Here is a 22,250-nt window from a genome sequence, read left to right as displayed (position 1 = left end):
GATTGGCGAGCGTTTTATGGCGCTTGGCCAGTCAGCGAATGAAATGCACCTTGCCGACGTCATCGTTGCCCGTGTAGATCCCGTAGACACCGGCCTGACGCTCGAGAATGTATCGCTCGAGAATCTGCCGGATAGCGGGGTAATAGATGTCATCCCACGGGATCTGCTCTGGCTCGAAAAACCGATAGGCCAGGGTTTCCGGGCCAAACTGGCCCGTTTCCTCGGTGACGAAGGCGCGGAAGATGATGTAGACCTCGCTGATCTTCGGCACGCTGAAAATGGAGTAGGGGCAGACGATTTCTGCCCGTACGCCGCTTTCTTCCCACACCTCGCGCAGCGCCGCCTGCTCGGTGGTTTCGCCCGCTTCCATGAAGCCTGCCGGCAGCGTCCAGGTGCCGGGGCGAGGGGGGATGGCGCGCTGGCACAGCAGGTATTTACCGTCGCGCTCGATGATACAACCGGCAATGATCTTGGGGTTGATGTAATGGATGTAGCCGCAGCTGGCGCAGTGCAGCCGCTCATGGGTGTCTCCCGCAGGCGTGCCCTGGGCCAGCGTCGTGGTGCAATGAGGGCAGTAGCGGGGAGCACTGGGCATGATCAGCGGCCTATGCGAGGTTCCTTGAGGGCCAGGGGGGCGACGATATCGCGAACCTTGGCATTGTCGTCTTGTTTCTGGCGCAGGTAATCCAGGGCAACCTTGGCCGCGGCACGCACGTGATCCACCGAGGCCTGGTGGGCTACCAGCGGGTCGCCGCTCTTGATGGCCTCGACCATCTTTTCCATTTCCAGGTTGCTGGCTCCGCGGCGGTTGGCCTGGGATACCGATGTGGCACGCAGGTAGCTGATGCGCGCCTGCAACTGACGAAGCTGCTGCGCCGCAACCTGGTTGCCTGAACCTTCCAGCAGCACGTCATAGAATCCTTGCACCGACTCGAGCACCTGCTGCAGCTCACCTTCCTCCAACGCCTCACGGTTGACGGCCAGGGCTCGTTCCAGCGCGCGGATGTCCTTGGCCTTGGCATTGAGCGTGAACAGCTGCACGATCAGGCCCTCGAGTACGCACCGCAACTCATAGATGTCGCGCGCATCTTCAAGGGTGATGATCGCAACACGCGGGCCCTTGGCATCGGCGAACTCCACCAGGCCCTCGGATTCCAGGTGGCGCAGGGCTTCACGCACGGACGTGCGGCTGACGCCGAGGCGGTCGCACAGGTCGCGCTCGACCAGGCGATCGCCTGGGAGCAGGTGGAAGTTCATGATCGCGCCGCGCAGTTTGTCGAGCACGATTTCGCGCAGGGTAACGGGGTTGCGATTGACCTTGAAGCTGTCGTCCAGTGGCTGGCGTTTCATCGAGTGCGCTCTGAATAAGGCTGCCCGGCCACGACCGAAACGGGGCACCACGGCCCTGGGTGCTCCTTGCGTGGGTACGAACAGCCCGGTGTTAACGGGTGGACTCCGCGTCGGCCTCGGCGAACGCTTCCCGGGCCAGGCGGAAACTGTCCACCGCCGCCGGGACGCCGCAATAAATGCCGACCTGGAGCAGAATCTCGCGTATTTGCTCGCGGCTCAGGCCGTTGCGCAAGGCGCCGCGGATGTGCAGCTTGAGCTCGTGTGGCCGGTTGAGTGCCGAAATCATGGCCAAGTTTATCATGCTGCGCTCCTTGAGCGACAAGCCTTCGCGGCCCCAGACATGGCCCCAGCAGTACTCGGTCACCAGTTCCTGCAACGGCTGGGTGAATGCGTCGGCATTCTGGATTGACCGGTTCACATAGTCTTCGCCTAGGACCTGGGTGCGTATCTGCAGGCCTTTTTCGTACTTTTCATTGTTCATGCACGCTACTCCGAAATAGAACAGGGGGCGCAAACGAGGGTGAGACGCCAGCGCGGCCCCTGGAAGAGGCGGGCCTTAGCCCAATGGGGGCAGGGCGCCCAGCTTGCCTTTGTGGTACACCATGGGCGTCATCGGCTCGGCGGGCAGTACCAGGTTTTTCACGGCACCGACAATGATGGCATGGTCGCCGCCGTCGTACTCTCGCCACAGCTCGCACTCAATGATCGCCGTGGCATTGTCCAGCAGCGGGTTGCCCAAGGCGCTCAGGTGCCACTGTACGCCCTTGGCCTTGTCCTTGCCTTTACCCGCGAAGGCATAAGCTTCAGCCGTCTGGCCTGCCGACAGCAGGTGAATGGCGAACTGCTTGCTGTCGCGCAGGATCGGGTAGGTGTCGGAGGCGTAGTTAGGGCAGAACAGCACCAGCGCCGGGTCGATCGACAGTGCGCTGAAGGCACTGGCGGTGATGCCGACAATGCCACCCTCGGCGTCCAGGGTGGTGACGACCGTCACTCCGGAGGGGAAGGAGCCCATCACGTCTTTGTAGATGCCGGGTTCGATCATCGGTATTACCTCCTAGCGCATCACGAAGGGGTCGGGCATGGGGGCGGTGGACAGGTTGATCCACACGGTTTTCAGTTCGGTGTAGGCCAGCACGGAGTCGATGCCACTTTCGCGTCCGTAGCCGCTGTTCTTGAACCCACCGATGGGCGCCATGGCAGACACGGCGCGGTAGGTATTGACCCAGATGATCCCCGAGCGCACGTCGCGCGCCAGGCGGTGGGCACGTCCCAGGTCGCGGGTCCAGATACCAGCGGCCAGGCCGAACTGTGAATCGTTGGCAATCGCCAGCGCCTCTTGCTCGGTCTTGAAACGGATGACAGCCGCCACCGGGCCAAACACCTCTTCCTGCATGATGCTCATCGAATTGCTGTCGCATTCGAACAGCGTCGGCTCGTAGAACCAGCCACCGCCATCGACCTCGGCCCGTTTACCGCCCAGGTGCAGCTTGGCGCCTTCGGCCTTGGCCGCGGCGACCAGCTGCTCGACCACGGCCAATTGCTGAGCGGTGGCCATAGGGCCCATCTCGCTGGCATCGTCCTGGGGATTGCCAATGCGAATGCGCTGGGCACGCTCGATCAGACGCTTGACGAATTCATCGAAGATTTCGTCCTGCACCAGCAGGCGCGAGCCGGCCACGCAGCTCTGTCCAGACGCGGCATAGATCCCCGCCACGGCACCATTGATGGCGCTGTCCAAGTCGGCGTCTGCAAAAATGATGTTCGGCGACTTGCCGCCCAGCTCCAGCGACAGCTTGGCGAAGTTCTCGGCGCTGCTGCGCACCACGTGGCGAGCGGTGGCCGCACCGCCTGTGAAGGCGATCTTGCGCACCAGCGGGTGACGGGTAAGCGCCGCGCCGGTGCTCGGGCCGTAGCCGGTGACCACGTTGACAACGCCAGCCGGAAACCCGGCTTCCAACGCCAGGCGCGCCAGCTCCAGAATCGTCGCCGAGGCATGCTCGGAGGGCTTGAGTACGATGGTATTGCCCGCGGCCAGTGCCGGCGCCAGTTTGATCGCCGTCAGGTACAGCGGGCTGTTCCACGGGATGATCCCGGCAACCACACCGATAGGCTCGTGCACGGTGTAGGCGAACAGGTCCGGCTTGTCCAACGGCAGCGTGCCGCCTTCGAGCTTGTCGGCCAGGCCTGCGGTGTAATGGAAGAACTCTGGCAAGTAACCTACCTGCCCACGGGTCTCGCGGATCAGCTTACCGTTGTCACGGCTTTCCAGCTGGGCCAGGTGTTCCTTGTTCTCGGCGATCAGGTCACCGAGACGGCGCAGTAGCTTGCCACGGGCCGTGGCAGTGATGGCCCGCCAGGCCTGGCTTTCGAATGCCCGCTGGGCGGCTTGTACCGCCAGCTCCACATCGGCTTCGCCTGCGTCCGGCAGCTGTGCCCAGGGCTGTGCGGTGGCCGGGTTCAGGCTGTCGAAAGTCTTGGCGCTTTGTGCATCGCACCACTGGCCGTCGATGCACATCTGAAAACGAACGAGGGTCATGCCACAATCCCCTTGGCTGATTCGGTCAGGCTGCGGGCTTTGGCGAGAAAGTCCAGCAGCATCTTGTTCACTTCGCGCGGCGCCTCCACCGGCATCATATGCCGCTGCTCGGTCAGCACCACACTGTGCGCACCCGGGATACGGGCGGCAAGCTGGCGGGCCATGGCCGGCGTAGAGCCGGTATCGAGCTCACCTGTGGCGATCAGCGTCGGCACCTGAATGCTGCCCAGATCACCTGCGCGGTACATGTCCTGGGTGGCAAACAGCGAATAGGTGGTGTGATAACCCTGTGGGTCGTTGCTGGCCAGCACCTGACGGATGGCAGCGACCTGGGCCGGGTTGGCCGCCTTGTACTCGCGGCTGAACCAGCGGTCCAGTGCCGCCTCGACATTGGCGTCCGGGCCCAGCTCTGCTGCCTGAGCGGCACGGGCGATGACCCCGGCGCTCTGTTCGGGGCTGCGGTTGAAAACGCTGTTGAGCACCACCAGGGCAGCGATGCGCTGGGGGTAGTGCAGGGCGAAGGCACGTGCGACCAGGCCGCCCATGGAGAAACCGATGACGATGGCTTGGCTCAGTTGCAGGTGATCGAGCACCTCGGCCAACTGGGCGGCATAACCTTCGAGGCCGACGTCGGCCGGGGGCAAGGCGCTCTGGCCGTGGCCGAGCATGTCATAGGCGATGACGCGGTAGTCGTTGGCCAGGCCAACGATCTGACCGCCCCACATTTCCTTGTTCAGGCCCACGCCGTGAATGAGTACCACGGGTTGACCCTGACCGACGGACAGGTAACTGGTGCCGGCGGGGGTATGTTCAGCGACGGGCTGAATCATGGAGGGCGCTCCTTTGAGGTCGGGCGTGGTGGAAGAATCGCCACGCCCAGGCCCGGCTTGATTGTTGTTATTGAGCGTTGGCCTTTTCGGCCGCCAGTTCTTCCAGGTCGATGTAGCGGTTGCCAATGCGCGGGTGCAGGCGGCCGCCATCGGCAGCGCCAAGAACTACCACGATTTCATCGGCGCGAGGTGCGTCCTCGATCTGCATTTCCAGGGTGATGTAGTGCGAGCGCAGGCCTTCGTCGTCTTTTTGCATCATCGGAATCTGGATCGACGTGCCAGGGCCACCACGCTTGTTGGTGAAGCTCAGGTAGCTTTTGGCCTGCACGGCTTCGCGATAGTGATTGCCGAAGCGCAGGGTATGGATGACGGCCGAAGCGTGTTCGATTTCACCGTCGGCGCCCACCACTGCAGCCTTGCCGTAGGCCTCGATCTTGTCGGCACCACCGATGGCGGCGGTCAGACGCTCGACCATCAGCGCGCCCAATTCCGAGCAATGCTCGCGGATTTCGGGCTTAAGGTCGTCGACGAAGCCACGGCCAGCCCAAGGGTTTTTGATGACCACCGCCAGGCCCACCATGGTGACCGGCTTGTCAGTGGCCTTGCCACCTTCGATACGCGTCTCTTCGGAGTAGGTGACGATCTTGCGAATTTCAAAACTCATGGGGGGCTCCTGTACGGTGTGATCAGATCTTGTTGTCTGATGGTATACCATAATATTTGTTCTGCAAGCACTGCGTGGTGTTTTCTCATCCAGCCGGGACGAAAGGTGAGCTGATGTGCAGGTCTGCATCGCATCTGTATCAAGCAAGCGGCGCAGCACTTAACGTTGGGCTGAAAAAAACCCGCTCGCGCGGTGCCAATTGGCCCACGCGAGCGGGCATGTCCCGCAAGAAATCAGGTAATGGGATTCAGGTGAACGCCGGGATCACTTCCTTGATGAACAGCTCCAGCGATTTTTTCTTCTCAGCGTGGGGCAGGCTGTTGTCACACCAGAAGCTGAATTCGTCGACGCCCAGCTCCTGGTAGTACTTGATGCGCGCGATGATTTCTTCCGGTGTGCCGATCATGGTGTTCTTGCGGATGTTCTCAAGTTCGAAGGCAGGGACTTCGGCGAACTTCGCTTCCGGGCTGGGCTCCAGGAACCCATTGACCGGCGTGGTCTTGTTGCCGAACCAGGCGTCGAAGGTGCGGTAGAAACGAGAGATCGCGCTGGCCCCTACCTTCCAGTCGTCCGGCTCTGCCGGGCTGTGCACGTGGGTGTGGCGCAGCACCATCAATTGTGGGCGAGGCACGTCGGGGTTATTGTCCAGGGCGGCCTGGAACTTGTTGCGAAGGTCCAGCACTTCCTCGTCGCCCTTCATCAGCGGCGTGACCATCACGTTGCAGCCATTGGCCACGGCGAAGTTATGCGAGTCAGGGTCGCGGGCCGCGATCCACATGGGCGGCGTAGCATTGAACGGCTTGGGTACGCTGGTGGAGGTCGGGAACTTGTACACCTCGCCTTCATGGGCGTAGTCACCCTCCCACAGTTTGCGTACCACCGGGACCATCTCGCGCAGTGCCTTGCCGCCATCGGTGGCTGGCATGCCATTGGCCATGCGATCGAATTCGAATTGATAGGCACCCCGGGCCAGGCCCACTTCCATGCGCCCGTTGCTGATCACATCGAGCAAAGCGCATTCGCCGGCGACGCGGATCGGGTTCCAGAACGGGGCGATGATGGTGCCGGCGCCCAGGCGGATCTTCTCGGTACGCGCCGCCAGATAAGCCAGCAATGGCATGGGGCTTGGCGAAATGGTGTATTCCATGGCGTGGTGTTCGCCGATCCACACGGTGCTGAAACCGCCGTCTTCGGCCATCAAGGTCAGTTCGGTGAGGTCTTCGAACAACTGGCGGTGGCTGACCTGTTCATCCCAACGTTCCATGTGCACGAACAACGAAAATTTCATGGGGGCATTCCTCGGACTGGTTGTGTCACCCGGCGTAAAGCCGGGTATCGCGGCGAGCAGAACATTGCTTCCCGCCAAGTGCGTTCAGCGGTGCAGAGATCAGGCGAGCGCGGGCAAGCTGGCCATTTTTCCGCGGCAGTACACCATCGGCAGCGGCGCTTGCTCCGGCACGATCAGGTTGTGGACCTTGCCGACCATGATCGCGTGGTCACCCCCTTCGTACTCGCGCCAAAGCTCGCATTCGATCACGGCGGTAGCGCCGGCGAGGATGGGGTTGCCCAGCGCGCTCAACGACCACTCGATACCGGCCGCCTTGTCCTTGCCCTTCTTGGCGAAAGCATAGGCTTCGGCCTGCTGGTTACCGGACAACAAATGAATGGCAAAGCGCTTGTGCTTGATCAGCACCGGGTAGGAGTCGGACGTGTAATTGGGGCAGAACAGCACCAGGGGAGGGTCCATCGACAGGGATGAGAAGGCGCTGGCGGTCAAGCCAACAACCGAGCCGTCGTCGTCCAGGGTGGTGATGACGGTAACGCCAGAAGGGAAGGAACCCAGGACGTTCTTGTAGACGGTTGCGTCGATCATCTGATGTACCTCTTAAAGCTGCGGTGGGCCGCGGTTTTTATCGTTGATGTGTCTGATGGTATACCGTAATACCTTTTTTGCAAGCACATTTTTCGGCTTGGCTAACACTGCGATGAATGGTTCAAAGCCGCGCAGTTCAAGGGGTATACGCGTAAACGAACGAATTGCGGTACTCGCTAAATCGTATCAGCTGACAATTTGAAATACGGATCAGTATTGTCAAAACCTTGGAATACCATAATATGGTCTTCAGCTGAGAGGCCGCCTAGATGCGGTTTCCTTACAACGATAAAAACGACCTTTCGAGCTAAAAATCATGTCCCAACCGTCGTCGCAACATCAGTTTGTCGAGAATCACACGGTCGATTACGTTCCACCTGCCGAGCGCCATGGGAAGGCGCGCGACCTGTTTACCCTCTGGTTCAGCACCAACATTGCGCCACTGCCCATCGTCACCGGCGCCATGGTGATCCAGGTGTTCAACCTGAACCTGCTATGGGGACTGATCGCTATCGTCCTGGGGCACTTGCTCGGAGGCGTGGTGATTGCCCTGGCCTCTGCACAGGGGCCGCAGTTGGGCATCCCGCAGATGGTGCAGAGCCGGGGGCAGTTCGGACGCTACGGCGCGCTGCTGATCGTTTTCTTCACCGCGCTGATCTACGTGGGCTTCTTCATCTCCAACATCGTACTGGCAGGCAAGACGATCCACGGCATCGCACCCATGGTCCCTATGCCCGGCGCGATCGTGATCGGCGCCTTGAGTGCCACCGCCATTGGCATCGTTGGCTATCGCTTCATCCACATCCTGAACCGTATCGGCACCTGGGTCATGGGCTCGGCGTTGCTGGCTGGGTTCATCATGATGTTCACGCAGGTACTGCCGGGCGACTTCTTCAGCCGTGGCGCCTTCAACCTGTCCGGGTTCATCGCCACCGTGTCGCTGGGCACGATCTGGCAGATCAGCTTCTCGCCGTACACCTCCGACTATTCGCGCTATCTGCCGCGTGAAGTGGGCATCGCGCGTCCATTCTGGGCGACCTACTTCGGCGCCACCCTGGGCACCATCCTGTGCTTCAGCTTCGGTGCAGTCGCCGTGCTATGCGTGCCCGAAGGCACCGATGCAATGGATGCCGTCAAGCAGGCGACCGGCTGGCTCGGGCCGATCCTGATGGTGCTGTTTCTGCTCAACATCATCAGCCATAACGCCCTGAACCTGTACGGCGCCGTGCTTTCGATCGTGACGGCAATTCAGACGTTCTTCGCCCAGTGGACGCCGAGCATCAAGGTGCGTGTGGCCCTGGCCAGCGTCATCCTGGTGGCCTGCGCACTGGTCGCGCTCAATGCATCGGCCGACTTCATCGGCCAGTTCATCGGTCTGATCCTGGCGCTTCTGCTGGTGCTGGTGCCCTGGGCATCGATCAACCTGGTCGACTTCTACCTGATCAAGAAAGGCCAGTACGACATCGCCTCGATCTTCAGCGCCGACGGTGGCATCTATGGCCGCTTCAACCACCACGCGATCATTGCCTACGCCTGCGGCATTCTGGTGCAGTTGCCATTCGCCAACACTGCACTGTATGTCGGCCCCTACTCGAACATCGTCGAAGGGGCCGACCTGTCGTGGCTGTTCGGTTTGCTCGTGACGGTGCCGCTGTACTACTGCCTGGCGACCCGTGGCAAGGTAGCGCAGAACGTGGGGCGCGTGGTCAGCGTCAGCAAGTGAGCCTAGGGCTCCACGTGGAGGGGCCGCTGGACGGCCCCTTTCTGAGGATTACACCTTGAATTGCGCAACCATGGCATTGAGGTCTACCGCCAGGCGTGACAGATCCTGCGCTGCTGCGCTGGTCTGGTTGGCCCCGGCCGAAGTCTGCATGGACAGATCACGGATGTTGACCAGGTTGCGATCCACTTCTCTGGCTACCTGAGCCTGCTCCTCCGAGGCGCTTGCGATCACCAGGTTACGCTGGTTGATCGAGGCGATGGCTTGGGCGATGACCTCAAGCGCCCGCCCTGCACCTTGCGCTACCTCCAACGTACCGGCCGCTCGACCCTGACTGCTGGACATCGCCGTCACGGCGCGTTCGGTGCCGTTCTGGATGCCCGCGATCATGTGTTCGATTTCCGCAGTCGATTGTTGAGTACGGTGGGCGAGGGCGCGCACCTCGTCGGCCACTACAGCAAACCCTCGGCCTGCTTCACCTGCTCGCGCCGCCTCAATGGCGGCGTTGAGTGCCAATAGGTTGGTCTGCCCGGCGATAGCGCCAATCACGTCCAGCACCCGGGTGATTTCATTGGCGCTGCTGGCCAGCTGCTGCACCTGTGCCGACGTGCCGGTGACATCGGCGACCAACTGCTCGATAGACTGCAATGCCTGGTTGACCTGATCGCGGCCGTCACGGGTCGTGCGGTCTGCGCCTTTGGACGCGTCCGCCGTGCTCACGGCATTGCTGGCGACCTCTTCCACGGCGACGGTCATCTGGTTGACAGCCGTGGCAGCCTGGTCGATTTCTGCGCTTTGCTGGTGCAGGCCGCGGCTGGTGTCTTCCGTCACGGTGTGCAGCTCTTCGGACGCCGACGCCAGTTGGTCCGAGGAGGCCGCGATGCGGGCAATGGTCTGGCGCAGGTTGGCTTGCATGCGGGCCAAGGCTTGCAGCAGCAAGGCGGGCTCATCGCGGCCCTGGGCCTTGATCGGTTGGGTCAGGTCACTGGCCGCCACGCGCTCTGCGGCGGTGACGGCCTCGGCCAGCGGCACGATGATGCTGCGTGTGAGCAGGTAGGCGATCATCACCAGTGCCAGCAGGATCACCACCAATGCCGTGATAATGGCCACGAATGCCTCATCGGCCACGTCACTGCTCAGCTGGGAGGCAGCTTCTGCGCCTTTGGCGTTGAAGGCGATGAGCGTGGACATGGCTTGCATCATCGTTTCGGCACGCGCCGTCAGCGGGCCGTTGATCAGCTGGCGAGCAGTGTCCATGCGCCCGGCCGAAAGCTCGGCCAAGACCGTCTCCTGAAGCTCGTGGTAGTGCTGGTAGGCGCTGCGGGCCGTTTCGAAAAGCGCGCGGTCTTCACTGGACACGATGGTTGCCACGTAGGCCTCGAAGCCTTCATCCAATTCGCGTTCGATGTTCTGGATCGTATTCAGGTAGCGGGTGCGCTCGCTGGCGTCTTCTTCCAATGCACCGCGCAGGGTGAGGGCGCGCGTACGGCCCAGGTTGCTGTTGATTGCACTGAGCGACATGACGGTGGGCATCCAGGTCAGGCGAATCTCATCCGTGGACTCATCCATCTGCTGTGTTTCATACAGGGCGACCAGCCCCATGGTCAGGATCAGCATGCCCAACAAGGCAAACACGCAGGCTGCGCGAATGCCGATCTTCATGTTCCTGAAATGCATTGAAGGCTCCTAGGAAAGGCGTGCAGGGGCGAGGCGCGTTGGCGCAAGCCGTTCGGGACGGCGCCAGGCTCTGGAGAGGCTATGGGGCGGGAGGGGGAGTGCGATGAACTTAAACGCGCGGATGATGACATAAAGCCATTATTGTAGGACAGTCATGCAATGTAACGAGATGCTAGCGCCAATGCCCTGCACGCAGGCGCTGGAAGCGGCTTCACCTTCGCCCTTGCTGACGCCGATACGCCCCCGGCTGAACACCCACTGCCTTGGCGAAGGCACGCGTGAACGCCGCTACAGATTGATACCCCGCCTGGACGCCAACCTGCTCGACCGTATGGCCAGCGCGCAGCAGCTGGCTGGCATGGCGCATGCGCAGTGCCAAAAGCACTTGGCCGGGTGACTGCCCGGCCAGCTCGCTGAAACGCTTGAAGAACGCCGAGCGCGACAAGCCCGTGCACGCCGCCATGCGCTCCAGCGTCCAGATGGCCCCAGGGGCCTTGATCAACTGTTCGAGCAAGTCGGCAAACGCCGGCTGGCGGGCAAGGGCGATCAGCCCTCCCAGCGGCTGAGCGCCATGCACCTGTTGGCGCAAGGCATAAAGGAACAGCAGGTGCGTCAGCCGCTCCAGCAAGACTTGAGACGGCCCGTTGGCGCGCCGGCATTCTTCCAGGATCAGATCGAACAACGCCCGTGCAGCGCTGCCAGCGGGATCCTCGGCGCGCAGGATGATCAGGTCGGCCATTGCGTCGATGATCAGTGCCGAGAGGCCGCTGCTGAAATGGAAGAATCCACAGACCAGGCCCACCCCATCGCTGGCTTGGGTATCCAGGGGCTGCATGGTTTGGCGTGGTTGGGCGCAGGCCTGCGCTGCATCGGCTTCGCTGGCAAGCCGATAACTTACGTCACGCAGCAGGAACACGGCGTCGCCGCGCTCAAGGCGCACTGGCTGTTCGAGGGTATCGGCGTGCAGCCAGCAGCCGCCTTGCACGACCAGGTGAAAACTGGCGTGACCCATGCCGTGGGTGCTGGCGTGCCAACCCCCGCAGTAACGGCCGACATGAAACAGGCTGGCGTCTAGCTCGAGGCTTTCTAATAACCGCTCGACGAGATGGCTGGACGAAATCATCTAAGGCAAACACTCAGGAGCAAGTAAAAACGACTGATGAATATGGAGCGTACTTCTTATAACCAACAGACTGTACTGATACACGGCAAAGGAGATTACCCCATGTCCTCGCGCATTACCCTACACGACCTGCAGACCGCACCAGAGGCGGCCAAACCGTTCCTTGAAAACGCCCAGAAGAACTCGGGCTTCATCCCCAACCTGCTGCGTGTCTTGGCCAATGCGCCAGCTGCGCTGGAGACCTATGTCACCGTTTCGGCGTTGAACGGTAAGTCGGAGCTGACCTTGGCCGAGCGCGAAGTGGTGCAGTTGATCGCCGCCACCCAGCACGGTTGCGACTTCTGCGTGGCGGGCCATACCGCAGTGGCCCTGAATAAAGCCAAGCTGCCCCATGAAGTGGTCGACGCCCTGCGCGCGCGCGGTGAGCTTCCCGACGCGCGTTATGAAACCCTGGCGGCGTTTGCCCGCGAAGTCATCGCTACCCGCGGCGACGTGAGCCCGGCAACCTACCAGGCTTTTCGTGACGCCGGCTTCACCGAGGGCAATGCGCTGGAAGTGATTCTGGGCGTCAGCCTCGCAACCCTGTGCAACTTTGCTAATGTGTTCGCCCAGACGCCGCTCAACGATGAGTTGGGTAAGTACCGCTGGCAACAGCCGTCTGCATAAGGCGCAGGCAACCCGCCGCACGGCGGTCGGTGCAGGAGCGGCCATTGGCCGTGAACGGGTCGCCAGGCGGCCGCGGCGTTTCAAAAGGAGCAAGAACACATGCAAGAGTGCGCATTTGGACAGTGGCTGGATGCCAATGCCGAAGCCATCGACCGAGGCCAGTGCGAGCCGCAACGGGTGCTGTCGCAGATCGCCCAGTCGCAGCTGCTGCGCGTTGGTATTGACCCTGCCCTGGGTGGTTCAGGTGGTCAGATCACCGATGCCGTGGAGGCCATCGCAGCCATTGCCAGCCGTTCACTGGCGACGGCCTTCGTTTGCTGGGGGCAGCGGGCCTTCATCGAGTACCTGCTGCAGAGCCCCAATGCCGGGCTGCGCCAACGGCTACTGCCTGCACTGCTGAGCGGTGAACTGGCCGGCGCTACGGGTTTGTCCAACGCCATGAAGTTTCTTTCGGGTATCGAGACACTGCAGGTGCGCGGTAGGCCTCTGGAGGATGGCTGGGACCTGGAAGGGCGGTTGCACTGGGTGACCAACCTGCGCAAGAGCGGCTTCGTTGTCGCCGCGGCTATCGAAGATGAAGGCGGTGGCGCCCCCTTCGTGCTGGCCATTCCGTCCGATGCTCAAGGTCTTGAGCGCTCAGATGACCTGCAACTGATGGGCTTGCAGTCGAGTAACACCGCTGCGCTGGCCTTTCATCAGGTGCAGCTGCCGCGTGACTGGTTGCTGCACGATAACGCACATGAATTCCTACCCCGGGTGCGGCCGGCTTTCCTGGGGCTGCAGTGCGGCATGGCCATCGGCCTGGCGCGCAGGGCGCTGGAGGAAGTCCAGGGTCACCTGCACGGGCGCGCTTCGTTCCTGGATGAAGCCAGGCAGGTACTCGGTGCTCGCCTGGAGAACACCGTGAGCGAGCTCAAGCAGGGGCTGCTCGATGAGCGCTTCAAGGAGCAACCGGCAGCGCTGTTCAAATTGCGCATCACCCTGGCCGAGTGCGCTGCCGATGCCGTGCAGCTTGAGCTTCAGGCAAGCGGCGGCAAAGCTTACCTGTGCGAGTACGGCGAAGGCTTCGCTCGGCGCTGGCGTGAGTCGGCCTTCGTGCCGATCGTCACCCCCAGCCTGGTGCAACTGCGCGCTGAACTTCACCGCCAGGCAGCATCGGCATGACCCGCGTGGTGCTACAAGCCCAGGGCATCAGCCTGGGTTACCCCCGTGCCGAGGGCTGGCAGCAGGTACTGGCGCAGTTCGATCTGCAACTGGCCCCAGGCGAGGTGGTGAGCATCCTGGGCCCCAGCGGGGTCGGCAAGTCCAGCCTGCTGCGCGTGCTGGCCGGCCTTCAGCAACCCCAGGGTGGGCATGTGATGTTGCACGGCCAGCCGCTGCAGGGTCCGCATCCGCGCCTGGCAGTGGCCTTTCAGGATCCAAGCCTGCTGCCTTGGTTGAGCCTGGAAAAGAACGTTGCCTTCGGCCTGGACTTCGCTCGCCAGCCAGCGCTTGCCGCTGACGAGCGTCGGGCACGCGTCGACCATGCCATTGCCGCCGTGGGCCTGGAGCATGCGCGCAACCAGTACCCGGCCCAGCTCTCCGGCGGCATGGCCCAGCGCACGGCATTGGCCCGTTGCCTGGCGCGCCAACCTGAAGTGCTGCTGCTCGACGAGCCATTCGGTGCGCTGGACGAGGTGACCCGCGCCGACATGCAGCAACTGCTGCTGCAATTGATCGCCACGCACAACACCGCGGCGGTCCTGATCACGCACGACATCGACGAAGCCCTGCTGTTGTCCGACCGCGTATTGCTACTGGGCGACCACCCAGCGCACACGCTCGGGCAATGGCGCGTCGACCTGCTGCAACCCCGGACGCAGCAGGTCGAGGCATTGGGCGCCCTACGCATCGAGATTCTCAAAACCCTTCGGCGGGCAAGCCGCACAAACGAACCTCAACCCACCCCGTTGCCCTCGGAGGCTGTCCATGTGCATGGATGACTGCTGCGGCGCTTCTTCGCGTCGCGATTTTCTCAAGATGAGCGCACTGCTGACCGCAGCTGGCGCCTTGCCGCTGCTGTCCAGCCTGCAGGCGCGCGCCGCCGCAGAACCCGATGCGCCTGTGCGCATCGGTTATCTACCTATCACCGATGCCACCCCGTTGCTGGTGGCGCATAACAATGGCCTGTTCGAAGCTGAAGGCATCAAGGCCGAACGGCCCGTGTTGCTGCGCAGCTGGGCACAGGTGATCGAAGCGTTCATTTCTGGGCAGGTCAACGTCATTCACCTGTTGTCACCGATGACGGTTTGGGCGCGTTACGCAAGCAAGGTGCCGGCCAAAGTGGTGGCCTGGAACCACGTGGGCGGTTCGGGGCTGACGGTAGCGCCGGACATCACCGACATGAAACAGCTCGGTGGCAAGACCGTGGCCATTCCGTTCTGGTACTCGATCCATAACGTGGTGCTGCAACAGATGCTCGCCGACAGCGGCCTGACCGCCGTGTCCAAGCCTGCCACAGCAGCGCTCGCCGCCAACGAAGTCAACCTGCTGGTGCTGCCTCCCTCTGACATGCCCCCAGCGCTGGCCAGCAAGCGCATCGCCGGCTACATCGTCGCCGAGCCGTTCAACGCCTTGGCCGAAAACCTCAAGGTCGGTCGCGTGCAGCGCTTCACCGCAGACGTCTGGCGCAACCATGCCTGCTGCGTGGTGTTCATGCACGAGCACGACCTGAACAACCGGCCGGACTGGTCGCAGAAGGTGGTCAACGCCATCGTCAAGGCCCAGCAATGGACCCGCGAACACCGGGCAGAGGCGGCTGCCTTGCTGTCCAAGTCAGGCCCTAACAAGTACACCCCGCACGATCCCGCGGTGTTGACCAAGGTGTTGGCACCCGCTGCCAGCGACCGTGCCGACTACATTGCCACTGGCGCCATACAGCACCAGCAGTGGGATGAGAAACGCATCGATTTCCAGCCGTACCCGTACCCCAGCTACACCCAAGAGCTCGTTACGCGGCTCAAGCGCACCCTGATCGAAGGCAACAACGCGTTCCTCGCCGACCTGGACCCGGCCCACGTGGCCGGTGACCTGGTCGACGACCGTTTTGTGCGCAACGCCATCGCCAGCGTCGGTGGCCCTTCGGTCTTCGGTATTGGCGACAGCTTCGAGCGCAGCGAGGAGTTCGCGGTCTGATGCGCAAGCACGTGGTACATGCCAGCCTGGGGCTGGCCGGATTGCTGGGGTTGCTGCTGGTCTGGTGGGCGGGGGTGGCAGCCTTCGGCCAGCCCGATGGTCTGTCTGCACGCTTCTCGCCCTCAGCCACCTTTACCAGCCTGATCGAGCTGCTTGGGCAAGGCGAGGTGTACGGTCACATCTGGGTCAGCCTCAAACGAATCCTGATCGGGTTAGTGCTGGCACTGCTGATAGGCGTGCCCCTTGGGCTGTTGGTGGGCAGCTACCGGCACCTGGAGGCGGCGACTACACCTGCTTTTCAGTTTCTGCGCATGATCTCGCCGCTGTCGTGGATGCCGGTCGTGGTGATGCTGATGGGGGTGGGCGACCAGCCTATCTACTTCCTGCTGGCGTTCGCAGCGCTGTGGCCGATCCTGCTCAATACCGCTGCCGGTGTAAGGCAACTGGACCCGCGCTGGCTGCAGCTGAGCCGAAGCCTGAGCGCCACCCGCTGGGAAACCTTGTGCAAGGTGATCGTCCCTGGTGTGATCGGGCACGTGCTCACAGGCGTACGGCTGGCCATCGGCATTCTGTGGATCGTGCTGGTGCCCTGCGAGATGCTCGGGGTGAGCGCAGGCCTGGGATACTTCATTCTCGATACACGCGACCGTCTGGCCTATTCAGAGCTGATGGCCATGGTGCTGCTGATCGGGGTGTTGGGCTTTGCCCTGGATGCGCTGGCCCGTGGCCTGCATCGCCGTTGGGTGCATGCCTGAGTGTGGGCAACCTGCGCCGTGTCACAGGCGCAGGAGCAGGGATCAATGTACCGTCAGGCGCTGTTGCACGCAGGCTTGGGCCTGAAGGGCTAGCTCATCCAGACGCTCGTCCCGACGCTGTTCGGCCTCGATCATGGCGTCCTCGCCGTGCTGGTTCAGCAGATAGGTGTGGATTTGCATGACTTCGGTCGTCTGGTAGATGGGCGCGATGTCCAGGCGCCCGATCAGCGCATCACCGCCCTGACCGGTACTGCTCATCAGTACCTGTGGGCCGTTGGCCGAGACGGCTTGCATGCCCATGACTTCGAACCACGGCACCTGATGGGCAAAGGCATTCAACTCGATGTACCTGTACTGAGCCTGCAGGTCGGCCAGCAAGGCGCGCGCGACCCCCTTGCGGCGGTACGTGGGCGCTACAGCGAGAAAAGCCAGGGCGCAGGCCTGGTCGTCGTTGTCGGCGGGCAATGCCAGAGCGAAGCCCAGTAACTGATCCGGGGCATAGGCATCGAGCGCCAGCGTCAGGGCAACGCGCAGCCCGCGGGTGCCATCGAGTGCTTGCAGGTACTGGTGTACCTCCATGCCTACACCGTATTGGTACAACGGGTACAACGGGTTGTCAGGCGTGATGGCGACACTACTCAGCTCACCCACCTCGTGGATGACCAGTTCCCGGATCTGGTTCTGGAACGACTCGGGTGGCACGCTGGACAGGCGGCTCAGGATGTACATCGGCAAACAGGCTCCGGCGAATGGAATACAGCCCGCAGCATGAGTGCGCGGGCTGTACAGTCTACCCGTTTTTGCCGTTATCGCCTTCGGCGCGCAGGGCGTCGAGCATCAAGTTCAGGTTCTGCACGGCAGCCCCGGCAGCCCCTTTGCCCAAGTTGTCGAAGACGGCGGTCAACAGCACCTGGCCGTGCGAGGGGTTGGCGTACAGGGCCAGGCGCAGATCATCGGTCCCGTTGAGCGCCTGGGGGTCGAGCCGCTCGGCTGTGCCCTGGATTTGCAGCGGCATCACCTTCACGTGGCGGGCGCCTTGGTAGTGCTGCTCCAGACACGCCTGCAACTGCTGCGCGCTGACCCGGCCGGGCAGCAAGCGCAGGTGCAGGGCGATGCTGAGGATGATGCCCTGGCGATAGGCGCCATAGGCGGGCATGAACATGGGACGGGCCGATAGGCCGGCGTGGACCTGGATCTCGGGCACATGCTTGTGCGCCAGATCCAGCCCGTACATGAGCACGGCCGAGGCGTCGCTATTGTCCTGCTGCTCATGCTGCTGCACCGCTGCGCGCCCGCCGCCGGAATAGCCCGAGATGGCATGGATGGCCAGCGGGTAGTCGGCAGGTACCAAGCCTGCCGCGATCAAGGGGCCGAGCAGTGCGATCGCGCCCGTCGGGTAGCAGCCAGGGTTGCTGACCCGGGTACTTTGGCCGATATGCGCAGCCTGGTCACGATTCAGTTCGGCGAAACCGTAGGTCCAACCTGGCGCGGTACGGTGGGCTGAGCTGGCATCGATCACCCGCACCCCGGGATTGTCGATCACGCTCACCGCTTCGCGTGCAGCGTCATCGGGCAAACAGAGGATGGCGATGTCGGCACGGTTGATGGCCTCGCTGCGGCGCTTGAGGTCCTTGCGCTGGGCGTCGGCAAGTGTCAGCAGGCGCAGGTCCTTGCGATCGTGCAGGCGGGCATGGATTTGCAGCCCGGTGGTGCCTTGATCGCCATCGATGAAGACAAGAGGTAGATGCATGTTCACGTGTCCAAGCCAGTAGGTCGGACACCAGCGTCGCTCAAGCGAGACGTAAAGAAAATTTACATTTCATGACCGGGACGTTCAGCTATTCTGAACCTTTCGACGTTTAGCTCAAGGAAACCGTGGCACTGTGCGTGAAATAAGCCTTGACCGCCTGCGTACGCTGGTGGTGATCAGTCAGCTAGGGTCTTTTGCGGCGGCAGCCCGTCAGCTCAATCTGGCACCCCCCACCATCAGCCTGCACGTGGCCGAGCTGGAGTCGCGGGTGGGCGCTTCGCTGCTGACCCGCACACGCGGCCAGGTTCGGCCGACAGCCATTGGCGAAACCCTTCTGGTGCGCGCCAGGCGCCTGCTTGCCGATGCCGAACTGGCCCTGGATGAGGTGCGCAATCAAGTGCAAGGCCTGACAGGGCGTGTGCGGCTTGGCGCATCGACAGGGGCCATCGCGCACCTGCTGCCCGAGGCGCTTGAGCACCTGCGCATTGATCACCCGGGCATCGATGTGCAGGTGCAGGTCCTCACTTCCCAGGCGTCCCTGGTGCAGCTGCGTGAAGGGCTGCTGGACATCGGCCTAGTGGCCTTGCCACAAGTGGCGGGCAAGGGCCTGGCGGTCACTGCTTGGCGCCGAGACCCCATCCTGGCTTACATGCCGGCTGACTGGCAGCCGCCGGCAGCTGTCACGCCTCAGTGGTTGGCCGAGCGCCCCTTGATCCTCAATGACAGCAGCACGCAGTTGTCGCGGGTCTGCTCCGAATGGTTCGCAGCGGCCGGGCTGCACCCACAGCCACGCATCGAACTGAACTACAACGACGCGATCAAGCGCCTGGTGAGTGCCGGGTACGGTGCCACGTTGCTGCCGCAGGAGGGTGAGGTAACGGAGGCAGACCCACGTCTGGTCTGTCGACCCTTGAGGCCTGGGTTGTGGCGGCAGTTGGGGATCGCCTGCCGGGACGCCAGGCAGGATAAGGCTACTCACTATGTGCTTCAGGCATTGGAGCGGCTGAGTCAGTAGCGTGGGCAGGCGCAGCAGCGGTCAATGCTGGGGATGACGGGTTGAGCAATGCCGAAAACGGGCAGGGCGCAAGTATCTGCGCCATGGGCTGAGCAGGCGGGGCCGCGATGGGCTGCGCCGCAGCCCCAGGCGTTCAGCCCGAATCGTCAATACAAGCCTTAGAACCAGCGATCGCTCTTTTTCCGCCCACGGGTCAAGGCCGGTAGAATGAGACCGACCAACAAGCCCGCCCCTGCGATGCTGCCGCCATACACCATGTAGCGCATCATCACCTGCTTGTTCTCGTCACCCAGGCGCGCCTGGGCATCGCGAAGGTTCGACTGGCTCTGGTCCAGTTGCTCGTTCAAGTCCTTGTTGCGCGCCTGGAGTTCGTCGACCAGTTGCTTGCGCGAATCCAGGGTTTCCTGCATGCCCTGCACCCGGTTCTTCCAGCTGTCATCGATGGTCTTCAATTGCCCTGTCAATTCGGCCACCTTGGCATCGAGCTCAGGCAAGCGCTCATTCTGGCCAGGCACTGACTGCAGATCACTGGAGAGGATCCACACCACATCACCGTTTTGTCCACGGACCTGGCTGTAGTTGCCCTGGGTACCGATCAGCGTCAGCGGCTGCCCGGACTTCAGCGTACCGACGATACGGTGGCCGTCTGTCGGACCACTGCGTACGTAGGTGCTGAGGCTGTCACTGACCCAGCGGGCATCGCTGGCTGGCGTCTCGGCGTGCGCGGGCGTGACGAGCGCCAGGGCGCTGGCAAGCAGACCGCCGCGCAGGGCAGGGAGGGCAAAGGCAGTTAGGCGGGAGTCGGGCATTTTGGGGTCTTCGCTGAAGCTGGACAAATGTAGGCCGATGAATGGGCCGCGAACCGGTCGGGTAGTGAACCGTCAGCCAAAGACCGTTTTTTTGTAAGCTGGTTCACCGTTGGCGTCGCGAAAAGTCTTCAACGTGTTGCGCAAATGGATGAGGTGCGGGGCAGGGTCAACCAGGCATTCTTTCTGTACACCGGTTCGATTGGTAAACCTGACCGCGGCAATGGGGCCTGCCGGGGTCTAGCAGGCGTCGCCCCTGGAATGGAAAACTGATGCCGTTCGTTCCCTGGCTGCAGCCCAACCCTGGCCGGCATCGAACCAGGCGGCTCTACCTTGCTGAAGGTCATTCATGAGCGCTGCGCTCATTCGGCTGGAAGGCGTTGACGATATTGCGTCGGTCGCTGGGGCTGCGAAACTGGCACTTTTACCAGTTTCGCGGGTAGGCATCAGAGCGCCCGATCTGGCGACCTCATGATTCGGTCAGCTCTTTGGTTGCAACAGCTTTCACCGAGGCTTTCTTTTCCTGAACGACGATGTAGAACTCTTCGCCATGCTTGACGGCGCCATACAACACAGCTTTTTCGATCAGCTCGGTACCGCGAAGGTGGCGCAGCATCATGGGGTCCTTGCGCAGGTCGCGATAAAGCGCCAGACACAGCAGCACCATGACCAGTACGAAGGGCAGGGCCACCACGATGGTCAGGTTTTGCAGCCCGGTCAGGGCTTTGTCCGGCGCGCTGGGATCACCGATGGCCAGCATGATGGCTGCGACCGTGCCGGTGAGCGCTCCCCAGAAAATCACCGTGCGTCGTGAAGGGGAGGTGGTGCCATGTTCGGACAGCGTCCCCATGACCAGTGATGCTGCGTCGGCACCGGAAACGAAGAAGATACCGACCAGGATCATCACCAGCACCGAAGTGGCGGAGGCCAAAGGGTAACTGGCGAGCAATTGGTACAGCGCATGGTTGCTGTTGACGGCACCGTTAGCCAGCACGAAGGCGCCTTCGCGCAAGGCGTCGATGGCCGCTCCGCCGAAGATGGTGAACCACACCAGGCTGACCAGGCTTGGCACCAGCAGTACCCCGGTGACGAATTGGCGAATGGTGCGGCCACGGCTGATACGGGCGATGAACATGCCGACGAAAGGCGTCCAGGAGATCCACCACGCCCAGTAGAACACCGTCCAGCCGGCCAGCCAGGCGTTCATCGGTTCGCCGCCGCTGGCATTGGTGCGCGCCATCATTTCCGGCAGCATCTTGATGTAGATACCGATCGATGTCGGCAGCAGGTTGAGCATCAGCAGGGTAGGCCCGACCAGAAACACGAACACGGCGAGCACAAGTGCAAGCACCATGTTGGTATTGGACAGCCACTGGATACCCTTGCCGATGCCCGACACGGCTGAGGTGACGAAGGCGATGGTCAGCACGGTGATCAGTGCGATGTAGAACAGCTTGCCGGGGTGCTCGATCCAGCCGTTGTATTCAAGGCCACCTGCAATTTGCAGCGCCCCAAGCCCCAGCGATGCGGCCGAGCCGAACAGCGTGGCAAAGATTGCCATCATGTCGATCAGCCGGCCGAGCGGGCCATTGGCGTGCTTGCCGATCAAGGGCCTGAAGGCTGCGGATATCAGTTGGGAGCGGCCACGCCGAAAAGTGCCATAGGCGATGGCGAGCCCGACGATGGCATACATCGCCCAAGGGTGCAGCGTCCAGTGAAACAGGGTGGTGGCCATGGCCACCTGCATCGCTTCGCTCGACTGACCAGTGGTCGAGCCCGGCGGCGGGGAAACGTAGTGCGACAACGGCTCGGCCACGCCGAAGAACATCAGGCCGATGCCCATGCCGGCGCTGAACATCATCGCCACCCACGACACCGTTCGAAATTCGGGCAGTTCCCCGTCCCGGCCCAGCGGCACACGACCATAACGACTGGCAGCCAACCACAGTACGAACACGACGAACACAGTCGAGGTCAGCACGAAGAACCAGCCGAAGTTGAGAATGACCCACGACTGCGCACTGGACGCGCTGCTAGCCAAATTGACTTGGTTGAGGAAACCCCAGAGCACGAACGCGATGGCCAGCAGGCTGGTGAAACCGAACACGACCCAGTCGAGCTTGCCCTCCAGGCGCCTGTCCTGTCGGGCTTCGTCCGTTTTGGAGGGATCGGTCACGCCAAGATCGGGTGTCTCTGCGAAGTGTTCCTTTGCCATGAAGTTGAAGCCCTGTGTGACGTGCCTGCTGAAACAGGCTTGTTGTTGTAGGGGCGAGCGCGTGGTGGCGTTCTCGGCAGGGTGGTTTGCCGGGCG

The 22,250-nt window shown here is 62.4% G+C and carries 22 protein-coding genes; 7 read left to right on the top strand and 15 right to left on the bottom strand.

From position 1 onward, the window contains the following. Positions 1–31 precede the first annotated feature (31 nt). The 9 genes from NMB38_RS12235 to NMB38_RS12195 all read right to left on the bottom strand — a co-directional run bounded on the left by NMB38_RS12235 (position 32) and on the right by NMB38_RS12195 (position 7,253). Entirely contained in the window at positions 32–595 is a 564-nt protein-coding gene (locus NMB38_RS12235) for an NUDIX hydrolase (RefSeq protein ID WP_028686373.1), read from the bottom strand. Between the two features lie 2 nt (positions 596–597). Beyond that, positions 598–1,350: a GntR family transcriptional regulator gene (locus tag NMB38_RS12230; protein WP_023535134.1), complete on the bottom strand. Its 753-nt coding sequence runs from the start codon at positions 1,348–1,350 to the stop codon at positions 598–600. Between the two features lie 91 nt (positions 1,351–1,441). Beyond that, positions 1,442–1,831 (bottom strand): carboxymuconolactone decarboxylase family protein, encoded by a 390-nt coding sequence (locus NMB38_RS12225; RefSeq protein ID WP_028686372.1) that lies wholly within the window; start codon positions 1,829–1,831, stop codon positions 1,442–1,444. Positions 1,832–1,906: 75 nt separating this feature from the next. Continuing rightward, positions 1,907–2,392: a flavin reductase family protein gene (locus NMB38_RS12220; RefSeq protein ID WP_027914825.1), complete on the bottom strand. Its 486-nt coding sequence runs from the start codon at positions 2,390–2,392 to the stop codon at positions 1,907–1,909. Between the two features lie 12 nt (positions 2,393–2,404). Beyond that, positions 2,405–3,886: an aldehyde dehydrogenase gene (locus tag NMB38_RS12215; RefSeq protein ID WP_028686371.1), complete on the bottom strand. Its 1,482-nt coding sequence runs from the start codon at positions 3,884–3,886 to the stop codon at positions 2,405–2,407. Beyond that, positions 3,883–4,716: an alpha/beta fold hydrolase gene (locus NMB38_RS12210; RefSeq protein WP_027914827.1), complete on the bottom strand. Its 834-nt coding sequence runs from the start codon at positions 4,714–4,716 to the stop codon at positions 3,883–3,885. Before NMB38_RS12210 ends, NMB38_RS12215 begins: the two co-directional genes overlap by 4 nt. 67 nt (positions 4,717–4,783) lie before the next feature. Further along, positions 4,784–5,380 carry an amino acid synthesis family protein gene (locus NMB38_RS12205; protein ID WP_028686370.1) on the bottom strand — a complete coding sequence of 199 codons (597 nt, stop codon included), beginning with the start codon at positions 5,378–5,380 and terminating at the stop codon, positions 4,784–4,786. Positions 5,381–5,627: 247 nt separating this feature from the next. Continuing rightward, a complete protein-coding gene (locus tag NMB38_RS12200; protein WP_049695864.1) occupies positions 5,628–6,668 on the bottom strand; it encodes an LLM class flavin-dependent oxidoreductase in 1,041 nt (346 codons plus the stop codon). Positions 6,669–6,767: 99 nt separating this feature from the next. Further along, the gene (locus tag NMB38_RS12195; RefSeq protein ID WP_023535123.1) at positions 6,768–7,253 is read right to left on the bottom strand and encodes a flavin reductase family protein; all 486 of its coding nucleotides are present in this window, start codon (positions 7,251–7,253) and stop codon (positions 6,768–6,770) included. Positions 7,254–7,569: 316 nt separating this feature from the next. Here NMB38_RS12195 and NMB38_RS12190 point away from each other — a divergent pair, with 316 nt between their 5' ends. Then, positions 7,570–8,976, top strand: coding sequence for a purine-cytosine permease family protein (locus NMB38_RS12190; RefSeq protein ID WP_049695865.1), 1,407 nt, complete (start codon positions 7,570–7,572; stop codon positions 8,974–8,976). A gap of 48 nt (positions 8,977–9,024) precedes the next feature. Here the strand turns inward: NMB38_RS12190 and NMB38_RS12185 are convergent, their stop codons facing one another. Both NMB38_RS12185 and NMB38_RS12180 read right to left on the bottom strand, forming a co-directional pair. Further along, positions 9,025–10,650, bottom strand: coding sequence for a methyl-accepting chemotaxis protein (locus NMB38_RS12185; protein WP_049695866.1), 1,626 nt, complete (start codon positions 10,648–10,650; stop codon positions 9,025–9,027). Between the two features lie 211 nt (positions 10,651–10,861). Continuing rightward, on the bottom strand, positions 10,862–11,773 hold the full coding sequence (locus NMB38_RS12180) for an AraC family transcriptional regulator (protein ID WP_049695867.1): 912 nt from the start codon (positions 11,771–11,773) through the stop codon (positions 10,862–10,864). Positions 11,774–11,875: 102 nt separating this feature from the next. Between NMB38_RS12180 and NMB38_RS12175 the strand changes: the two genes are divergently transcribed. The 5 genes from NMB38_RS12175 (at position 11,876) to NMB38_RS12155 (ending at position 16,368) form a co-directional block, all read left to right on the top strand. Further along, positions 11,876–12,439: a carboxymuconolactone decarboxylase family protein gene (locus tag NMB38_RS12175; RefSeq protein ID WP_023535132.1), complete on the top strand. Its 564-nt coding sequence runs from the start codon at positions 11,876–11,878 to the stop codon at positions 12,437–12,439. 99 nt (positions 12,440–12,538) lie between these two features. After that, positions 12,539–13,603 carry an acyl-CoA dehydrogenase family protein gene (locus NMB38_RS12170; RefSeq protein WP_028686368.1) on the top strand — a complete coding sequence of 355 codons (1,065 nt, stop codon included), beginning with the start codon at positions 12,539–12,541 and terminating at the stop codon, positions 13,601–13,603. Next, the gene (locus NMB38_RS12165; RefSeq protein WP_028686367.1) at positions 13,600–14,421 is read left to right on the top strand and encodes an ABC transporter ATP-binding protein; all 822 of its coding nucleotides are present in this window, start codon (positions 13,600–13,602) and stop codon (positions 14,419–14,421) included. Before NMB38_RS12170 ends, NMB38_RS12165 begins: the two co-directional genes overlap by 4 nt. After that, a complete protein-coding gene (locus NMB38_RS12160) occupies positions 14,408–15,613 on the top strand; it encodes an ABC transporter substrate-binding protein (protein ID WP_027914835.1) in 1,206 nt (401 codons plus the stop codon). Before NMB38_RS12165 ends, NMB38_RS12160 begins: the two co-directional genes overlap by 14 nt. Further along, on the top strand, positions 15,613–16,368 hold the full coding sequence (locus NMB38_RS12155) for an ABC transporter permease (RefSeq protein ID WP_027914836.1): 756 nt from the start codon (positions 15,613–15,615) through the stop codon (positions 16,366–16,368). Before NMB38_RS12160 ends, NMB38_RS12155 begins: the two co-directional genes overlap by 1 nt. A 42-nt stretch (positions 16,369–16,410) precedes the next feature. Here NMB38_RS12155 and NMB38_RS12150 read toward each other — a convergent pair whose 3' ends face one another. Together NMB38_RS12150 and argC are read right to left on the bottom strand one after the other, a co-directional pair. Continuing rightward, positions 16,411–17,097: a GNAT family N-acetyltransferase gene (locus NMB38_RS12150; RefSeq protein ID WP_490806064.1), complete on the bottom strand. Its 687-nt coding sequence runs from the start codon at positions 17,095–17,097 to the stop codon at positions 16,411–16,413. A gap of 61 nt (positions 17,098–17,158) precedes the next feature. Continuing rightward, positions 17,159–18,118 carry an N-acetyl-gamma-glutamyl-phosphate reductase gene (gene argC / locus NMB38_RS12145; protein WP_490806063.1) on the bottom strand — a complete coding sequence of 320 codons (960 nt, stop codon included), beginning with the start codon at positions 18,116–18,118 and terminating at the stop codon, positions 17,159–17,161. 133 nt (positions 18,119–18,251) lie between these two features. Between argC and NMB38_RS12140 the strand changes: the two genes are divergently transcribed. Further along, positions 18,252–19,133: a LysR family transcriptional regulator gene (locus tag NMB38_RS12140; protein ID WP_028686363.1), complete on the top strand. Its 882-nt coding sequence runs from the start codon at positions 18,252–18,254 to the stop codon at positions 19,131–19,133. Positions 19,134–19,291: 158 nt separating this feature from the next. Here the strand turns inward: NMB38_RS12140 and NMB38_RS12135 are convergent, their stop codons facing one another. Further along, positions 19,292–19,942, bottom strand: a complete 651-nt coding sequence (locus tag NMB38_RS12135) for a TIGR04211 family SH3 domain-containing protein (protein ID WP_027914840.1) — start codon at positions 19,940–19,942, stop codon at positions 19,292–19,294. A 466-nt stretch (positions 19,943–20,408) separates the two neighbouring features. Beyond that, positions 20,409–22,154, bottom strand: coding sequence for a BCCT family transporter (locus tag NMB38_RS12130; RefSeq protein WP_110607207.1), 1,746 nt, complete (start codon positions 22,152–22,154; stop codon positions 20,409–20,411). Between the last annotated feature and the right edge of the window lie 96 nt (positions 22,155–22,250).

This window comes from Pseudomonas sp. FBCC-B35 (genome assembly GCF_059133755.1).
The sequence above is the reverse complement of the archived record's forward strand: the minus strand, read 5'-3'. Positions and strand labels throughout refer to the sequence as shown.

Excerpts from the sequence above, each read along its gene's own strand:
- NMB38_RS12230 (WP_023535134.1), bottom strand. The coding sequence starts at position 1,350 with ATGAAACGCCAGCCACTGGACGACAGCTTCAAGGTCAATCGCAACCCC.
- NMB38_RS12210 (WP_027914827.1), bottom strand. The coding sequence starts at position 4,716 with ATGATTCAGCCCGTCGCTGAACATACCCCCGCCGGCACCAGTTACCTG.
- NMB38_RS12155 (WP_027914836.1), top strand. The coding sequence starts at position 15,613 with ATGCGCAAGCACGTGGTACATGCCAGCCTGGGGCTGGCCGGATTGCTG.
- NMB38_RS12235 (WP_028686373.1), bottom strand. The coding sequence starts at position 595 with ATGCCCAGTGCTCCCCGCTACTGCCCTCATTGCACCACGACGCTGGCC.
- NMB38_RS12205 (WP_028686370.1), bottom strand. The coding sequence starts at position 5,380 with ATGAGTTTTGAAATTCGCAAGATCGTCACCTACTCCGAAGAGACGCGT.
- NMB38_RS12135 (WP_027914840.1), bottom strand. The coding sequence starts at position 19,942 with ATGCCCGACTCCCGCCTAACTGCCTTTGCCCTCCCTGCCCTGCGCGGC.
- NMB38_RS12190 (WP_049695865.1), top strand. The coding sequence starts at position 7,570 with ATGTCCCAACCGTCGTCGCAACATCAGTTTGTCGAGAATCACACGGTC.
- NMB38_RS12165 (WP_028686367.1), top strand. The coding sequence starts at position 13,600 with ATGACCCGCGTGGTGCTACAAGCCCAGGGCATCAGCCTGGGTTACCCC.
- argC (WP_490806063.1), bottom strand. The coding sequence starts at position 18,118 with ATGCATCTACCTCTTGTCTTCATCGATGGCGATCAAGGCACCACCGGG.
- NMB38_RS12160 (WP_027914835.1), top strand. The coding sequence starts at position 14,408 with ATGTGCATGGATGACTGCTGCGGCGCTTCTTCGCGTCGCGATTTTCTC.
- NMB38_RS12220 (WP_027914825.1), bottom strand. The coding sequence starts at position 2,392 with ATGATCGAACCCGGCATCTACAAAGACGTGATGGGCTCCTTCCCCTCC.
- NMB38_RS12130 (WP_110607207.1), bottom strand. The coding sequence starts at position 22,154 with ATGGCAAAGGAACACTTCGCAGAGACACCCGATCTTGGCGTGACCGAT.
- NMB38_RS12175 (WP_023535132.1), top strand. The coding sequence starts at position 11,876 with ATGTCCTCGCGCATTACCCTACACGACCTGCAGACCGCACCAGAGGCG.
- NMB38_RS12180 (WP_049695867.1), bottom strand. The coding sequence starts at position 11,773 with ATGATTTCGTCCAGCCATCTCGTCGAGCGGTTATTAGAAAGCCTCGAG.
- NMB38_RS12185 (WP_049695866.1), bottom strand. The coding sequence starts at position 10,650 with ATGCATTTCAGGAACATGAAGATCGGCATTCGCGCAGCCTGCGTGTTT.
- NMB38_RS12215 (WP_028686371.1), bottom strand. The coding sequence starts at position 3,886 with ATGACCCTCGTTCGTTTTCAGATGTGCATCGACGGCCAGTGGTGCGAT.
- NMB38_RS12150 (WP_490806064.1), bottom strand. The coding sequence starts at position 17,097 with ATGTACATCCTGAGCCGCCTGTCCAGCGTGCCACCCGAGTCGTTCCAG.
- NMB38_RS12170 (WP_028686368.1), top strand. The coding sequence starts at position 12,539 with ATGCAAGAGTGCGCATTTGGACAGTGGCTGGATGCCAATGCCGAAGCC.
- NMB38_RS12200 (WP_049695864.1), bottom strand. The coding sequence starts at position 6,668 with ATGAAATTTTCGTTGTTCGTGCACATGGAACGTTGGGATGAACAGGTC.
- NMB38_RS12225 (WP_028686372.1), bottom strand. The coding sequence starts at position 1,831 with ATGAACAATGAAAAGTACGAAAAAGGCCTGCAGATACGCACCCAGGTC.
- NMB38_RS12195 (WP_023535123.1), bottom strand. The coding sequence starts at position 7,253 with ATGATCGACGCAACCGTCTACAAGAACGTCCTGGGTTCCTTCCCTTCT.